Origin of the sequence: Pseudomonas sp. HMWF021, assembly GCF_003061005.1 — a bacterium.
GTDB lineage: Bacteria > Pseudomonadota > Gammaproteobacteria > Pseudomonadales > Pseudomonadaceae > Aquipseudomonas.
Window position 1 is genome coordinate 26,693 of record NZ_QAIK01000180.1, and the last position, 16,816, is coordinate 43,508.

A 16,816-nucleotide genomic window follows, 5' to 3' on the forward strand; every position below is an offset into this window, starting at 1 on the left:
TCAAGCTCAGCGGCTGCAACAAGATAAACATATTGTTTAACACTTGTTGACAGCCAAACCCATTAACGGCAGAAGCAGCCTCCTCCAAACAAACTAAAACATCAATTAAACAAACAAGCACAGAACTTCCTTACGTCCCTCCTAGTTAGACCGTAGTCAAAATCCTTTAAGTTTGTAGGAATAGTCCTATATTGCTGCCAAGGCCATGTCAGCTCATGCGAGCGCCCGCACTTCTAAGCTAAGGTGCGCGCTTTATTCGCGCACGTATGGGATTTGATTATGAACTCCGTTTTTATTGTCGATGATCACCCCGTCATCCGGCTTGCCGTCCGAATGCTGCTCGAACATGAAGGCTACAAGGTCGTCGGCGAAACCGATAATGGGGTCGATGCCATGCAGATGGTCCGCGAATGCATGCCCGACCTGATCATTCTCGACATCAGCATCCCCAAGCTCGACGGGCTGGAGGTGCTGGCCCGCTTCAATGCCATGAGCACTCCGCTCAAGACACTGGTATTGACTGCACAATGCCCGACCCTGTTCGGCATTCGCTGCATGCAATCCGGTGCATCCGGTTATGTTTGCAAGGAAGAAGACCTGAGCGAACTGGTCAGTGCGATCAAGGCGGTTCTTTCCGGTTACAACTATTTCCCCAGCCAGGCATTGAACCCCGTGCGCAGCGATGACGTGCGTTATGCCGAACTTGAATTATTCAAATCGGTAAATGACCGCGAACTTATGGTCTTGCAGTTGTTTGCACAGGGTCGCACCAACAAGGAAATCGCCAAGGGCATGTTTCTGAGCAACAAAACAGTCAGCACTTACAAGAAACGCCTGATGCAAAAACTCAAAGCCAGATCATTGGTAGAACTTATCGAGATGGCCAAACGTAACGCACTAGTGTGAGAGCCAGGATGCCCAGTTGTCTGAAAGCCTGTTTCGCCGGTTTGAGCATGATTCTGTGCCTGGTCACGCAGGTCACGGCTGCTGCTGCACCAAAAGACTATACGTTGCGCAGCCGTTCGAGCCAGGATGCGCTCAACGTTGCCCTGATTCCCGAACAACAGCAATGGCTGGAAAACCGCAGCCAATTGGTACTGGGCACCTCCGCCCCCGACTATCCGCCCTTCGACATGACTGCCAGCGGTCAGGACTACGAAGGTTTCACCGCCGACTACGCCGGCCTCCTCAGCCGGGCCATCGGCCTGCCGATCCGTATCCAGCGCTTTGCCTCACGCGATGCCGCTTTGCGGGCGTTGCTCGAGGGCCGGATCGACCTGCTCGGTACGGCGAACAGTTTCGAAGCCAGCGAGCCCGACATCAGGCTTTCCGCTCCGTACGCCATCGACCAGCCGGTGCTGGTCACCCGTCAGGACGAGACACGCTCGCTCACCGATGGCCTGGCCGGTTTGCGCCTGAGCATGGTCTACCACTATCTGCCGCTGAATGAAGTCAAGGCGCTTTACCCCAAAGCCATCATCACGTCCTATCCCTCCTACCAGAATGCAATCAATGCGGTGGCGTTCGATCAGGCCGATGTGTTCCTTGGCGACACCATTTCCACCCATTACATGATCAACAAGGGTTACCTGAACAACATTCGCATGGCCAATTTCGGCAAACAGGAAACTCAAGGTTTCAGTTTTGCGGTGCGCGCAGACAACCAGCCCTTGCTCGGCATCATCAACAGCGTGCTAGACGGCATCCCCACCAGCGAACGCGACAGCATCGCCAAGCGCTGGAGTGCCGGTAGCGACATTCTGCTCACCGATCAGAAACTGCAACTGACCCGACACGAAGAACAATGGCTGCAGCAGCACCCGGTGATACGAGTGGTGGTGAACGAAGCCTTCGCGCCACTGACGTTCTTCGACAACGACGGAAACTTCCGCGGTATTACTGCCGACCTGCTCGAAATACTGCGCCTGCGTACCGGATTGCGCTTCGAAATCCGCCGCAGCCGCAGCGACGGCGAAATGATTGAACAGATCAATCATGATCAGGCTGATCTCATCGCCGCACTGCTGCCAACCCCGCAACGTGAGCAAAGCCTGCAGTTCAGCCGTCCCTATCTGGAAAACTCCTACGTGCTGTTGACGCGTAAATCCACCGACAGCCCGACCCATCTGACACAGCTCAGGGAAAAAAACCTGGCGATCGCCCGTGGCAGTCCGCTGGGCGATTATCTGCGCCGCGAGTTTCCTTTCATCCACCTTATCGAGACCCCCGACACCTTCAGTGCCGCGACCTTGCTCGCAGAAGGCAAGGCCGACGGCGCCGTCAGCTCACTGGTCATCGCCAACTATCTGATCGCGTCACGGATCTTCGACCATCCGCTACAGATCACCACCACCCTCGGTACGCGTCAGGCAGCCTTTTCGCTGGCAACCGCGAGGGGGAACACCGAACTGGGGTCGATCCTCGACAAGGCGCTGCTGAGCATCACCCCGGAAGAACTCGGCGTGATCAACAACCGCTGGCGAGGCTTTTCCACCGCAGCACAAAGCAACTGGCATCACTACCAGCGCCTGTTCTACCAAGTCATTGCCGCTGCGTGCCTGCTTCTGCTGCTATCGCTTTTCTGGAACGCCTACATGCGCCGCCAGATCAAGCAGCGCAAAGCAGCCGAGCGCGCTTTGAGCGATCAGTTCGAGTTCATGAGTTCACTGGTCAACGGCACGCCCCACCCGATCTATGTGCGCGACCGCCAAGGCGTGCTGCAAAGTTGCAACGACAGCTACCTGCAGACGTTCAATGCCCGACACGAAGATGTGATCGGCAAGAGTGTCATGCAGGGCGCATTGAGCAACGCTTTCGAAGCCCGCGCATTCGAAGCCGACTATCAGCGCGTGATTGCCGAAGGCACGCCACTGGTGCTCGACCGCCCCTTGCACATCGGTAACCGTCGGCTGACGATCTACCACTGGATCCTGCCGTACCGCGACTTCAGCGGCGACGTTCAAGGGATCATCGGTGGCTGGATCGACATCAGTGAACGCCGCCAACTGTTCGATGAGTTACGTCTGGCCAAGGAGCAGGCGGACGACGCCAACCGCGCCAAAAGCACTTTCCTGGCAACCATGAGCCACGAAATCCGCACCCCGATGAACGCCGTGATCGGCATGCTGGAACTGACACTCAAACGAATGAGCGGCCAGCATCCGGATCGCACCTCGATAGAAACCGCCTACCACTCGGCCAGGGACCTGCTGGGTTTGATCGGCGATATCCTCGATATCGCCCGCATCGAATCCGGACACCTGAGCCTGAGTACGGAACGGGTCAATCTGGTCGAAACCGTGACCTCGGTGGTGCGTATTTTCGAGGGTCTGGCGCGCCAGAAAAAGCTCGGCCTGCCGCTCACCGTTACGCCCGCCGGGCTGGATGTCGACGTTCAACTGGACCCGTTACGCTTCAAGCAGATCCTGTCCAATCTGATCAGCAACGCAATCAAGTTCACCGAGCAAGGGCAAGTACGGGTCAGCCTCCACGTTCTTCCCGGCACGGCCGAGTGTCCGATCATTCAGCTGACGATTCAGGATACCGGCGTAGGCATCAGCGCCGAAGATCAACAGCGTTTGTTCGAACCCTTCGCCCAAGCTGAAAGCGGCCGTCAGCAGGCCAGGGGCGGAGCAGGACTGGGGTTGGTCATCAGCCGCAATCTCTGTGAAATGATGGGCGGCCAGTTGCAACTGAGCAGCCAGCCCGGGATAGGTACTCAGGTCTGCCTGTCGCTACCACTGCAAACGCTGCCCAGCGAGGTGAGTACCTCGAAGACCGAACCAGACATTCAGGTTTCGGCCGCGCCACTGAATATCCTGGTGGTTGACGATCACCCGGCCAACCGTCTGTTGATGTGCCAGCAACTGGAGTTTCTCGGACACCGCTTCAGCCTTGCCGAGGAAGGACGCAGTGCCTTCGAAAAATGGCAGGCCGACGAATTCGACCTGGTGATCGCCGACTGCAATATGCCGCTGATGAACGGCTATGAACTGACCCAGGCAATTCGTCAGCACGAAAAGCAAACGGGTCGCGCACGTTGCACGGTGCTCGGTTTCACGGCCAATGCACAACCCGAGGAGATCCAGCGCTGCAAGCAGGCCGGCATGGACGACTGCCTGTTCAAGCCGCTGAGCCTCAGCGCCCTGAGCGAATGGGTCAACGCCCGGCAGCCTGTCTGCCATGCCCCGGTTTTCAACCTTCAGGGTATGCATCAGTTGACTGGCGGACATCCGGTCCAGACCGAGCGTCTGCTCACGCAATTGCTCAACAGTAGTCAACTCGACCGTCAGGAACTGCTGGCCTTGTCGCCTCAGTCTGATCGTCACGCGCTGGCGCTGGTTGCACACAAGATCAAAGGGGCGGCGCGGATTGCCCAGGCCACGCGCCTGATCGCCTGTTGCGATGCGCTGGAACTGGCCTGCACCGACGCCTCCCCTGCGCCTGTGATTGCCCGTTGCTGCGAAGCCACCGACGCCGCAATGCTCGATCTGGAACAGGCACTGCGCCAACAACTGCAGCGGGAGGCCAAAGGCAAAATGACCGAGCCTTAACTATGCTTGGCGCTGAGCAGTGTGTTTACCCTATGGAGAGTCCGCAATGCCCAGCCCACTGCGCCCCGATCAACGCCGGTTCCCCCTGCACGTCCATATCAGCGTGATGTTCACCTTCCTGCTGGTGCTGACCGGGATAGTTCTGGGGTTGTTCAATTATCACCAGACCACCCGCATCATTCTCTCGAGCAGTGAAAACCTGTTCAACCGCATCGAGCAGGATGTACGCGTGGACCTGCACGCGACCTACGAACCGATCCGGCACTTGCTCAGCCTGCTCGTGCTTGATCCCGCCGCACGTGCATCCAGCCTGCAACAACGGCTGGTCCTGCTCAAGCCGTTCACTCAGTCGCTGACAGACAATCCCGATCTCGCCTCGCTGTACCTCGGGTATGGCAATGGCGACTTTTTCATGGTTCGCCCCCTGCGCACCGCCGCGTTGAAAGCACTCGTCAGCGCACCCGATGCTGCGGCCTATCAAGTGTGGAGCATCGAGCACGACAGCAGCGGCAAGACCGTTTCACAATCACTGTTCTTCGATCAGGCGCTGGCACCGATCAGCCGCCAGGCCAATTCCGACGACAGCTACGATCCGCGCAGTCGGGCCTGGTACGCCAACGCCCTTGCGCAGGGTGATCAGATCACCACCGCGCCTTACGTGTTTTTCTCCACCCACGACGTCGGCACCACCCTCGCCCGGCGTAGCGGCGACACGGCCGTGATCGGGGCTGACCTGACCCTCGCGGCGCTCTCGGCGACCCTGACCAAACACGTCGTGACGCCATCCACCGAAATCGTCCTGTTCGACGCCGACGGCAACGCGGTGGCCTATCCCGACAGCAGCCGTCTGATCGTCGACGACAGCACAGCGCGCCTGGCTCGTGCGGCAGATCTGAGTCCGAACCTGCATGCCTTGCTGTCCGGCACGCATCAGGGCAAACGGCTGAAGGTCGATGACCGGCAATGGATCGTCGCCCGGAGCAGCCTGCAGGAGGGCGGACCGAAGGGACTGCAAATGGCCCTGCTGGTGCCGGAGGACGAGTTGCTCATCGATGCTTATCGCCTGCGCTGGCAAGGGGCATTGATCACTCTGGCGACCTTGCTGCTGTGCCTGCCGCTGGGCTGGGTGATCTCGCGCACACTGGTCAAGCCGTTGCATGCGCTGGTCAAGGAGGCCGATGCAATCCGCAGTTTCGATTTCAATTTTCCCGTCACCCGTCGCTCCCCGGTGCTTGAGGTCGACCAGTTGAGCCTGTCAATGGCGCGCATGAAGGACACGCTGGCGAGCTTCTTCCGCATCACCGACAGCCTGTGCGCCGAAACCCGCTTCGCACCTTTGTTGCAACGCGTGCTGTTCGAAACGGTGCAGATTGCCCAGGCGCAGGCCGGGTTGATCTATCTGCGCGAAAGCGATGGCAACCGGATGGAACCCTACGGACTGGTGATTGATGGCGCCTCGAAGGAGCCGGGCGAGTTTGATGTGCTGGGCCGGGATCTCGTGGCCGATCAGGGGCCCGCATGGTTCCGGCAACTGATCAACGCAGACAATGTGGTCAGCAGCCTTGGTTTCGAACAGGCCGGGGACTTGCAGAAAGTGCTGCTGGCAATGGCGTCGCCGCGCATCCACCTGATCGGTATCCGCCTGCGCAATCGGCACAACGAAACCATTGGCCTGCTGATGCTGCTGATCAACGACAGCGGCAGCGCTCAGGATCTGGAAAAACTGCGCCCGGACCGCATCGCCTTCCTCCAGGCAGTGTCCGGCGCGGCGGCGGTGAGTATCGAAAGTCAGCGCCTGCAAGCGAAGCAGAAGCAGTTGCTCGACGCGTTCATCCAGTTGCTGGCCGGTGCCATCGACGCCAAGAACCCGTACACCGGCGGCCACTGCCAGCGTGTGCCGGAATTGACCCTGATGCTCGCGCAGGCGGCCGCCGCCAGTCAGGCGCCGGCGTTCCAGAGCTATCAACCCAATGAAGATGAATGGGAGGCCCTGCACATTGCGGCGTGGCTGCACGATTGCGGCAAGGTCACCACGCCGGAATATGTCGTCGACAAGGCCACCAAACTGGAAACCCTGAATGACCGCATCCACGAAATCCGCACCCGCTTCGAGGTGCTCAAGCGCGACGCCTGGATCAGTTACTGGCAGGCACTGGCGATGGGCGGCGACGAAGCGCAACTGAGCGAACGACGCAACGCCACGCTGATGCAACTGGACGACGACTTTGCCTTTGTCGCGCGCTGCAATCTGGGCGGTGAGGCGATGGCGCCAGCCGATCTGCAGCGTCTTGAGCGCATCGCCGAACGCCGCTGGACGCGCACCCTCGATGATCGACTGGGGGTGTCATGGGAGGAAAACCGGCGTCAGGCGCAAACGCCGGCGCCAAATCTGCCGGTCAGCGAGCCACTGCTGGCGGACAAGCCCGAACACCTGATCGAACGTGCCGACAGCGAACTGATTCCGGAAGACAATCCCTGGGGGTTCAAACTGGATGTGCCGCGCTACAAATACAATCGCGGCGAACGCTACAACCTGAGCATTGCCCGGGGCACGCTGACCCGCGAGGAGCGCTACATCATCAATCACCACATGGTGCAGACGATCCTGATGCTCAGCCACCTGCCCTTCCCCGGGCACCTGAACAACGTTGCGGAAATAGCCGGCGGGCATCACGAAAAAATGGATGGCAGCGGCTACCCCAAACGCCTTAAGCGCGAGGACATGAGCCTGCCGGCAAGAATGATGGCGATTGCCGATATTTTCGAGGCGCTGACAGCGGCGGATCGACCGTACAAGAAAGCCAAATCCTTGAGCGAGGCGCTGGGGATCATGGCCACCATGTCCCGCGAGTCGCACATCGACGCCGAGCTGTTTGCGCTGTTCATCAACGACGGGGTTTACATGCAGTACGCCACGCGGTTTCTCGACCCGCGGCAGATCGATGCGGTGGACCCGGCCAGCCTGCTGCGCAAGGCTGGCCTGAGCGCCTGATCAGCAGTCGGTCAGACGCAGGAAGATCGCCGCCAGTTGCTCGATACCGGCCTGATCGTCGATGCCGAAACGCGCCAGTTTCGGGCTGTCGAGATCGAGTACGCCGATCAGCCGGCCGTCCTTGACCAGCGGCACTACCAGTTCGCTGTTGGAAGCGCTGTCGCAGGCGATGTGCCCCGGGAACGCATGCACATCCTCGACGCGCTGAGTCTGCAGGCTAGCCGCCGCCGCGCCGCAGACACCGCGACCGAACGGAATGCGTACGCAGGCAATCTGTCCCTGAAACGGGCCAAGTACCAGTTCTTCATTGCGATTGAGGTAGAAACCGGCCCAGTTCAAGTCCTCGAGCTGGTTGAACAGAAAGGCCGAAAACTGCGCGGCGTTGGCGATGAAGTCGCGCTCGTCCGCCAGCAGCGATTCCAGCTGTGCCGCCAACATGCCATAGCCGTCGAGGCCCTGGCCGCTTTGTTGCAAATCAATCATGCCTTGTGCTCCAGCAGTTTCAGTCCCACCCAGTAACGGGCGAATTGGTACGCGCAACGTCCGTTGCGATTGCCGCGCCCGGTGGCCCAGCGCACGGCGAGAATGTCCAGCGCTTCATCGCGCTGCCAGCTCAGGCCGGCCTTGGCGGCCAACTGGCCGATCCAGTGTTCGACGACGTTGAGGAAGTGTTCCTGGGTAAACGGATAAAACGACAGCCACAGGCCGAAACGGTCCGAGAGCGCGATCTTGTCTTCCACCGCTTCACTCGGGTGCAGTTCGCCGTCGACGCGTTTCCAGTTTTCGTTGTCGCTTTCCTTTTCCGGCACCAGGTGGCGACGGTTGGAGGTGGCGTACAGCAGAACGTTGTCCGGGGCCTGTTCCAGGGAGCCGTCGAGCACGCTTTTCAGCACGCGGTAATCGCCTTCGCCGGACTCGAACGACAGATCGTCGCAAAACAGCACGAAACGTTGTGGCAGTTTGGCGATCTGCTCCACAACCCGTGGCAGGTCGGCCAGGTGATCGCGCTCGATCTCGATCAGGCGCAGACCCGCCTTGGCGTGTTCGGCCAGCAGCGCCCGCACCAGCGAAGATTTACCGGTGCCGCGCGAGCCCCAGAGCAGCGCGTGGTTGGCCGGCATGCCGTCGAGGAACTGCTGGGTGTTGCGCCCCAGTTGCTCCAGTTGCCGATCGACGCCGATCAGGTCGGACAGGCGCATGTCGAGGCTGACTTCCAGCGGCAGCAAGTAGCCGCTGCGCCCGTCACGCTGCCAGCGCGCGGCCAGGCAGGTGTTCCAGTCGATCAACGGACGCGGTGCCGGCAGCAGGGGTTCGATCCGCGCCAGAACCGACTCGGCACGTTCAAGAAAAGCATTCAATCGGGAATCCACGTCTTCTCCTCGGGCACGTTCACAGTGATGATGTCGATCCAGCGACGACAGAAAGAACTCAATCCCCGCTTCGAGCCTTGTTACAAGGCGATTCGGGAACCTCGGTATCCATACATGATCGACTATGCTTGAGCAGCGAAGGGAAACGGAAGTGGTTCAACACCCCATGGATATCAAATTCACCCACCGGCTGTCTTACAAGCAAGCCAGATTCACTGTGCTGGTCGGGTTCATTCTGGGCACGCTGCTCAGCCTGCTGCAAATCGGCATCGATTATGCCAGCGAAGACGCTTCCATCAACCGTGAAATCCTGTCTTTGCTGGAAATCAGCCACAATCCGGCGTCACGCATCGCCTACAACATCGACGCGGAACTGGCTCAGGAACTGACCCTGGGCCTGTTGCGTTCGCCGGCGATCATTTCTGCACAACTGACCGATAACAACCAGAACGTGCTGGCCAGCGTCAGGCGACCGGAACTGCACAGCGGATACCGGCTTATCAGCGATTTCCTGTTCGGCGCCAAGCGCGAGTTCCAGGACCGCCTGTACCTCGATCACTTGCCCGACGAATCGCTGGGCGTTCTGAGTCTGGAGGTCGACACCTATGCATTCGGCAGCCGCTTCCTGCGCCGCGCCGAAGTCACCCTGCTCAACGGTTTTGCCCGCAGCCTGATCCTCACCGGGATCCTGCTGGCGCTGTTCTACGTGATGCTGACCAAACCCCTGGTGCGGGTGATCCGCGAACTCAGCGGGCGCGATCCGCGCAGTGCCGAGCCGACCACGCTTGAATGTCCGAGCGGCCACGCCAATGACGAAATCGGTGTGCTGGTCAGCGTCGCCAACCAGCAGTTCGAAAACATCGCCACGGAAATCCAGCAACGGCGCAACGCCGAAAACCGTCTCACCGACTATCTCGGACAACTGGAACATATCGTCTCGGCACGCACGGCCGAGCTCAAGGCGATAAACGCCCGGCTCAGTCAGTCCAACGAGGAACTGGAGGTCGCCCGTAGCACCGCACTGGACATGGCCGAAGCGCGCTCGGCGTTCCTCGCCAACATGAGCCACGAGATTCGCACCCCGCTCAACGGTTTGCTGGGGATGATCGCCCTGTCTCTGGACGGGCCGCTCAACGCCGAACAGCAGCAACAACTGTCGATTGCCCACGACTCGGGCAAAGTGCTGGTGGAATTGCTCAACGATATTCTCGATCTGTCGAAATTCGATGCAGGGCAGCTTGAGCTCGAACACATCCCGTTCGACCTTGGTTCGCTGATCGAAGACACCGCCAACCTGCTGTCGCAGAACGCGGCACCGAGTGTCGAACTGACGTGCCTGATCGATCCACACTTCCCGGCACTCGTACTGGGAGACCCGACCCGCGTACGACAGATCGTCAGCAATCTGCTGTCCAACGCGCTCAAATTCACCCGGTTCGGTCGGGTCGATGTGCGCCTTTCTACCGCCAGAGGCGGTGTACGCATCGAAGTCTGCGACACCGGAATCGGCATCGCTCAGGATGCCCAGGTGAAGATCTTTCAGCCGTTCACCCAGGCCGGTGCGGGCATCACCCGTCAATATGGCGGAACCGGCCTCGGTCTGGCGTTGACCTACAACCTCTGCGAAGCCATGCAGGGACGCCTGACCATCAGTTCGGAAACCGGTTTCGGCAGTCAGTTCTGCGCCGAACTGCCGTTACCGTGCCACACCCCGGCGGTCACTCCGGCACCGTTGCGTGGCAAAGTCCTGGCGATCACTGCGGTCAGCAGCGGTCTGGCGGAGTTGCTCAAGCAGTTGCTGCCAGTCTGGGGGCTGGAGTATGAACAACGCACCATTGATGATTCGCTGCTGGGGCTTGACCCTGACGTGTTGATTACCGACTGCCCTGAGTGCCTGTTCGGCCTCAGACCTACGCTCAAGGCACCGATCCTGCTGGTGACCGCTTACGGCAGTTTCATGCCCAGCGAACAGGCGGCAGCCCTGGCACCGCTGCAACAGCAGGCGCGGCCTCTGGCGCGCAATGCGCTGTATCAGAATCTGCGCCGCACCCTGCAACCGGACAACGCCACGATCAACGATGAGCGCCTTGAAGCCGCACCTTCCCTGCGACGCGGACGGGTATTGCTGGTGGAAGACAACCCGGTCAACCAGTTGGTGGCCAAAGGCATGCTCGGCAAGCTCGGTTGCGATGTGGTGGTCGCTGCCCACGGCGCCGAGGCGCTGGATCAACTGGAGCATGATGAATTCGATCTGGTACTGATGGACTGCAACATGCCGGTGATGGATGGCTACGAAGCGAGCCGGCAGATCCGTCAGAGCGGGCGCTGGCCACACCTGCCCATCGTCGCGCTGACCGCCAACGCCATGTCCGAAGAACGTGAGCGCTGCCGTGCGGCCGGCATGAGCGATTATCTGGCCAAGCCCTTCCGTCGCGAAGAACTCGCGGCCCTGCTCGACCAGTGGATTCCGACTACGACAGCGCTTTGATCTGCCCCAGCAAGTGGTCGAGGCCGTTGCGCAAATCGCTGAGCCGATCGAGGTCCACCCCGCTGTCGCACAACAGCCGGGCCTTGAGCGGCCCGACCTGCTCGCGCAACGTCCGGCCATTCGCCGTCAGGCTCAGATGAACTTCACGCTCATCGCGCGCCGAGCGCTGACGCTGCACCAGGCGCAATTGCTCCAGGCGCTTGAGCAATGGCGTCAGAGTGCCGGAATCCAGCGCCAGCCGCTCGCCCAGCGCCTTGACTGTCGGTTGCTGCGGCGCACTGTCCTGCCATTCCCACAGCACCAGCATCGCCAGGTATTGCGGGTAGGTCAGGCCAAGCTGGTCGAGCATCGGCTTGTAGGCGCGAATCACCGCCCGGGACGCGGCATACAGCTTGAAGCACAACTGATTGTCGAGCTTCAGCGAATCGACGGGCAGTTTGTTCATTTGAGCAGGGCTTCGATCTCGCCGCTCAGTTCCTGCGGCTTGGTGGTCGGGGCGAAACGCTTGACCAGTTGCCCATCCTTGCCGATCAGGAACTTGGTGAAGTTCCACTTGATGCCCTGGGAACCAAGCAGACCCGGGGCGCGTTTTTTCAGTTGCACGAACAGCGGGTGCGCGTCACTGCCATTGACGTCGATCTTCTTGAACAGCGGGAAACTCACGCCATAGTTCAGCTCGCAGAACTCACTGATCGCGCCCTCGTTGCCCGGCTCCTGTTTGCCGAATTGATTGCACGGGAAACCCAGTACCACCAGGCCCTGATCCTTGTAGGTCTGCCACAGTTCTTCCAGGCCTTTGTATTGCGGGGTGAAACCGCACTTGCTGGCGGTGTTGACTACCAGTACCGCTTTGCCGGCGAAATCGGCCAGGGTCTTTTGCTCACCCTTGATGGTCGTGACAGGGATATTCAGCAGGTTGTCGCTCATGAGACGGCTCCACGGGTTATCGGGAAAGGCCAAACATAGCGAGCAATTAAATTGCGTGCAATTTAATTAATTGCAAATCCCCCCTGTAGGAGCTGCCGAAGGTTCGGGCCGCGTTCGGACGATCTTTTGATTTTCAAGATCAAAAGATCGCAGCCTTCGGCAGCTCCTACAGGGGGTGAATCAAGCGAGCCGGTCTAGCGAACAGTTCATTCGCGCGGCTCGAGATTCAGGCACACCGAGTTGATGCAGTACCGCAGGCCGGTCGGTGGCGGGCCGTCAGGAAAGACGTGGCCCAGATGCGCGTCGCAGCGGGCGCATTTGACCTCGGTGCGGATCATGCCGTGGCTGGTATCACGGATTTCCGTCATGGCGCTCTCGCCGATCGGCGCGTAGAAGCTCGGCCAGCCGCAGCCGGAATCGAATTTGGTCCTGGAGTCGAACAGCGGCTCGTTGCAGCAGACGCAGTGATAGACACCGTCAGTCTTGGTGTCGTTGTATTTGCCAGAGAACGGTCGCTCGGTGGCGCTCAGGCGACATACGTTGTACTGCTCGGGGTCGAGCATCGCACGCCATTCTTCCAGGGTTTTTTCCAACTTTTCCATCATCACACCTCAACGGCTGAAAAAGCCCGATCTGTACCTTTTCCACGGATCGGGTGGCACGTATGATTGCGCCTCGTCACACGCCAGTCTGGCAGCCAGACCGGGCGCATTCAAACGGATTCTCGGCGCCGCGGCGCAAGACTCCGCCTGTGCGAGGACGCAGGAATCCCAGTACGGTTGTCCATCCGCCGTCTGGATCGTTCATTTTCGGGATCACATCGCCATGCAGTTCAGCAAATCGAACAAGCTCGCCAACGTCTGCTACGACATTCGCGGCCCGGTGCTCAAGCACGCCAAACGTCTGGAGGAGGAAGGCCAGCGCATCCTCAAGCTGAACATCGGCAACCCGGCCCCGTTTGGTTTCGAAGCACCGGACGAAATTCTTCAGGATGTGATCCGCAACCTGCCGACAGCGCAAGGCTACAGCGACTCCAAAGGCCTGTTCAGCGCTCGCAAAGCGGTCATGCAGTACTACCAGCAAAAAAATGTCGAAGGTGTCGGCATCGAAGACATCTACCTGGGCAACGGCGTGTCCGAACTGATCGTGATGTCGCTGCAGGCGCTGCTCAACAACGGTGACGAAGTGCTGGTGCCGGCGCCGGACTACCCGCTGTGGACTGCGGCAGTAAGCCTGGCCGGCGGCAATGCCGTGCACTATCTGTGCGACGAAGGTGCCGACTGGTTCCCTGATCTGGCCGACATCAAGGCCAAGATCACTCCGAACACCAAAGCCATGGTGATCATCAACCCGAACAACCCGACCGGCGCGGTGTATTCGAAGGAAGTGCTGCTGGGCATGCTGGAAATCGCCCGCACGCACAACCTGGTGGTGTTCTCCGACGAGATCTACGACAAGATCCTGTACGACGATGCCGTGCACATCTGCACCGCTTCGCTGGCCCCGGACCTGCTTTGCCTGACCTTCAACGGCCTGTCGAAATCCTACCGCGTGGCCGGTTTCCGCTCGGGCTGGATCGCCATCTCCGGGCCGAAACACAATGCCCAGAGCTACATCGAAGGCATCGACATGCTGGCCAACATGCGCCTGTGTGCCAACGTGCCGAGCCAGCATGCGATCCAGACCGCCCTCGGCGGTTATCAGAGCATCAACGATCTGGTGCTGCCGCAGGGCCGCCTGCTGGAGCAGCGCAACCGCACCTGGGAGTTGCTCAACGATATTCCGGGCGTCAGCTGCGTAAAGCCGATGGGCGCGCTGTATGCGTTCCCACGGATCGACCCGAAGGTCTGCCCGATCCACAACGACGAGAAATTCGTCCTCGACCTGCTGCTTTCCGAAAAGCTGCTGGTGGTGCAAGGCACAGCGTTCAACTGGCCGTGGCCGGATCACTTCAGGGTGGTGACCCTGCCACGCATCGATGACCTGGAAATGGCCATCGGGCGCATCGGCAACTTCCTCAAGTCGTACCGCCAGTAACCGTTCGCAGGTGCGCAACGGCCCGAACGTTGCGCACTGTCTGATTCAGCAACACTTCTGCTCTCCCCGCCTTTCTGCGCCTTCTACACTTGCGATTCGTCTGGCCTACACGCCTCTGGCGTAGTAGCGGCGGGCGGCGGCTGACGGTTACGCCTGCGGTTTTGGTCTCGGAGCGCGACCTGCGAACCTCGGAATCCGCTGTAGGACACAGTTTGAAATAGTCACCCGGTTGAATCGCCCGGTGTCGCACCTTATATACCCCGCAGTACGCTACATCTTTAGCATGAGGAGATTTCTACAACCATGATGCGCATCCTGCTGTTTTTGGCCACTAACCTGGCGGTCGTGCTGATAGCCAGCATCACCCTGAGCCTGTTCGGCTTCAACGGGTTCATGGCGGCCAACGGGGTTGACCTCAACCTCAGTCAGCTGCTGGTTTTCTGTGCGGTCTTTGGTTTCGCCGGTTCGCTGTTCTCGCTGTTCATCTCCAAGTGGATGGCGAAGATGAGCACCGGCACCCAGATCATCAGCCAGCCACGCACCCGGCATGAGCAATGGCTGCTGCAAACCGTCGAGCAACTGTCCCGCGAAGCCGGGATCAAGATGCCCGAAGTCGGTATTTTTCCGGCCTACGAAGCGAACGCCTTCGCCACCGGCTGGAACAAGAACGACGCGCTGGTCGCGGTCAGCCAGGGCCTGCTCGAGCGTTTTTCGCCGGATGAAGTAAAAGCCGTGCTGGCCCACGAAATCGGCCACGTAGCCAATGGCGATATGGTCACCCTGGCGCTGATTCAGGGCGTGGTGAACACCTTCGTGATGTTCTTTGCACGGATCATCGGCAACTTCGTCGACAAGGTGATCTTCAAGAACGAAGAAGGCCAGGGCATCGCCTACTACGTGGCGACGATCTTCGCCGAGCTGGTACTGGGCATCCTCGCCAGCGCCATCGTCATGTGGTTCTCGCGCAAACGCGAATTCCGTGCCGACGAAGCCGGCGCGCGCCTGGCCGGCACCAACGCGATGATCGGCGCCCTGCAACGCCTGCGTGCCGAACAGGGCCTGCCGGTGCACATGCCGGACACCCTGAATGCCTTCGGCATCAACGGTGGCATCAAACAGGGCTTTGCCCGCATGTTCATGAGCCACCCGCCGCTGGAAGAGCGTATCGACGCGCTGCGTCGTCGCGGTTGATTCGACCGGTGTGACCCTGAAAAGGCCCGCAGTGATGCGGGCCTTTTTTATGGTCTGGATTATGGGTTGCCTGTTCTGCCGTCTTCGCTGGCAAGCCAGCTCCCACAGGGTTTTGTGGTGTTCTCTGAATCTCTGATACAACACGGATCACTGTGGGAGCTGGCTTGCCAGCGATGAGGCCGGCCCTGCCAATAGAAACCTATCGGCCAGAAACCCGATACACCCGCTCCTCCAACCGCGTCACCCCCGCCTGCAGAAACTTCCAGCTCTCCCCCAGCACATCCTGCTCTTCCAGCTGCTGCACCTGCGAGGCATGCCCCAACAACCGCTGCACTTCATCATCCCCCACCGCAAACGGTGGCCCTGGCATCTGCGCCTGATCGTAATCCAGGGTAATCAGCAGCCCTTGCACACCCTGCGCCAGGATCTGCTGAAGATGCGCCGCATAACGTTCACGCATCGGCGCTGGCAAGGCGATCAGCGCGGCGCGGTCGTATAACGCGGTGCAATCGGCTACATCGCTTGCTGTCAGCGCAAAAAAGTCGCCGCACCACAACTCGATGGCATCACCGCGATAGACCTTGAACGCACCCTTCTGGCTGATCTGCGGCTGCACCTGATGCTCATTGAAAAAGTCCTCGACGGCCTTTTCCGACAGTTCGATCCCGAGCACCTGATGACCGCGCCCGGCCAGCCACGCCAAATCCAGACTTTTCCCACACAACGGCACGAGCACTCGCGCCGTTGCCGGTACTGCCCAGTGCCGCTGCAGATACGGGTTCACCTCAGGCAGATGAAAGCCGATCTGATTGGATTCCCACTTCTTGTGCCAAAACTCAGGCTGCATGCATCACCCCAAAAAATTCGATCAAAAGGCGTTAAAACTTATATTAGATTTAGATCAATGATCTGACTGAAGATGAGGCCATCTTACCGCTCAGGAACCTTTCCATGTTTCCCAGCCTGTTTATCTCCCACGGCTCACCAATGCTGGCCCTGGAGCCCGGTGCCAGTGGCCCGGCTCTGGCGCGCCTGGCTGCCGAACTGCCGCGGCCGAAAGCCATCGTGATTGTCTCCGCGCATTGGGAAAGCCAGGAGTTGCTGGTCAGCAGCAACCCTCGTCCAGAAACCTGGCACGACTTCGGCGGCTTCCCGCGCGCCCTTTTCGAAGTGCAGTACCCGGCACCGGGCGATCCGCAACTGGCGACCGAGGTTGCCCAATTGCTGAACGCTGCTGATCTGCCGGCACGCCTCGATC

At 59.9% G+C, this 16,816-nt stretch carries 13 protein-coding genes; 7 read left to right on the forward strand and 6 right to left on the reverse strand.

What is annotated here, in order from left to right; translation table 11 throughout:
- Positions 1-279 precede the first annotated feature (279 nt).
- Genes DBR18_RS25835 through DBR18_RS25845 form a run of 3 tightly spaced genes read left to right on the forward strand, consistent with a single transcriptional unit; the run spans position 280 to position 7,545 of the window.
- Positions 280-906: a response regulator transcription factor gene (locus tag DBR18_RS25835; protein ID WP_108592440.1), complete on the forward strand. Its 627-nt coding sequence runs from the start codon at positions 280-282 to the stop codon at positions 904-906.
- 8 nt (positions 907-914) lie between these two features.
- Positions 915-4,553, forward strand: coding sequence for a transporter substrate-binding domain-containing protein (locus tag DBR18_RS25840; protein ID WP_108592441.1), 3,639 nt, complete (start codon positions 915-917; stop codon positions 4,551-4,553).
- A gap of 46 nt (positions 4,554-4,599) precedes the next feature.
- Positions 4,600-7,545 (forward strand): HD domain-containing phosphohydrolase, encoded by a 2,946-nt coding sequence (locus DBR18_RS25845; RefSeq protein WP_108592442.1) that lies wholly within the window; start codon positions 4,600-4,602, stop codon positions 7,543-7,545.
- On the opposite strand, the gene DBR18_RS25850 is transcribed toward DBR18_RS25845, so the two are convergent.
- Together DBR18_RS25850 and DBR18_RS25855 are read right to left on the reverse strand one after the other, a co-directional pair.
- Positions 7,546-8,028, reverse strand: a complete 483-nt coding sequence (locus DBR18_RS25850) for a GAF domain-containing protein (protein WP_108592443.1) — start codon at positions 8,026-8,028, stop codon at positions 7,546-7,548.
- Complete coding sequence (locus DBR18_RS25855; RefSeq protein WP_108592444.1) at positions 8,025-8,915, reverse strand: ATP-binding protein; 891 nt, start codon at positions 8,913-8,915, stop codon at positions 8,025-8,027. Before DBR18_RS25855 ends, DBR18_RS25850 begins: the two co-directional genes overlap by 4 nt.
- 166 nt (positions 8,916-9,081) lie before the next feature.
- On the opposite strand from DBR18_RS25855, the gene DBR18_RS25860 reads away from it, so the two are divergent.
- Complete coding sequence (locus DBR18_RS25860) at positions 9,082-11,403, forward strand: response regulator (protein WP_108592445.1); 2,322 nt, start codon at positions 9,082-9,084, stop codon at positions 11,401-11,403.
- Here the strand turns inward: DBR18_RS25860 and DBR18_RS25865 are convergent.
- From DBR18_RS25865 to msrB, 3 genes are all read right to left on the reverse strand, one after another.
- On the reverse strand, positions 11,387-11,848 hold the full coding sequence (locus DBR18_RS25865; protein ID WP_108592446.1) for a MarR family winged helix-turn-helix transcriptional regulator: 462 nt from the start codon (positions 11,846-11,848) through the stop codon (positions 11,387-11,389). The two genes, DBR18_RS25860 and DBR18_RS25865, sit on opposite strands and share 17 nt — an antisense overlap.
- Positions 11,845-12,330 carry a glutathione peroxidase gene (locus DBR18_RS25870; RefSeq protein ID WP_095137311.1) on the reverse strand — a complete coding sequence of 162 codons (486 nt, stop codon included), beginning with the start codon at positions 12,328-12,330 and terminating at the stop codon, positions 11,845-11,847. Before DBR18_RS25870 ends, DBR18_RS25865 begins: the two co-directional genes overlap by 4 nt.
- 206 nt (positions 12,331-12,536) lie before the next feature.
- The gene (gene msrB, locus DBR18_RS25875; protein WP_108592447.1) at positions 12,537-12,932 is read right to left on the reverse strand and encodes a peptide-methionine (R)-S-oxide reductase MsrB; all 396 of its coding nucleotides are present in this window, start codon (positions 12,930-12,932) and stop codon (positions 12,537-12,539) included.
- A 223-nt stretch (positions 12,933-13,155) separates the two neighbouring features.
- On the opposite strand from msrB, the gene DBR18_RS25880 reads away from it, so the two are divergent.
- Together DBR18_RS25880 and htpX are read left to right on the forward strand one after the other, a co-directional pair.
- Complete coding sequence (locus DBR18_RS25880) at positions 13,156-14,367, forward strand: pyridoxal phosphate-dependent aminotransferase (protein ID WP_108592448.1); 1,212 nt, start codon at positions 13,156-13,158, stop codon at positions 14,365-14,367.
- Positions 14,368-14,670: 303 nt separating this feature from the next.
- Entirely contained in the window at positions 14,671-15,558 is an 888-nt protein-coding gene (gene htpX, locus DBR18_RS25885; RefSeq protein WP_041069582.1) for a protease HtpX, read from the forward strand.
- Between the two features lie 199 nt (positions 15,559-15,757).
- On the opposite strand, the gene DBR18_RS25890 is transcribed toward htpX, so the two are convergent.
- Positions 15,758-16,405: a thiopurine S-methyltransferase gene (locus DBR18_RS25890; protein WP_108592449.1), complete on the reverse strand. Its 648-nt coding sequence runs from the start codon at positions 16,403-16,405 to the stop codon at positions 15,758-15,760.
- Positions 16,406-16,509: 104 nt separating this feature from the next.
- Here DBR18_RS25890 and DBR18_RS30005 point away from each other — a divergent pair.
- On the forward strand, positions 16,510-16,816 hold a 307-nt coding region (locus DBR18_RS30005), incomplete at its 3' end, for a dioxygenase (RefSeq protein ID WP_371921161.1).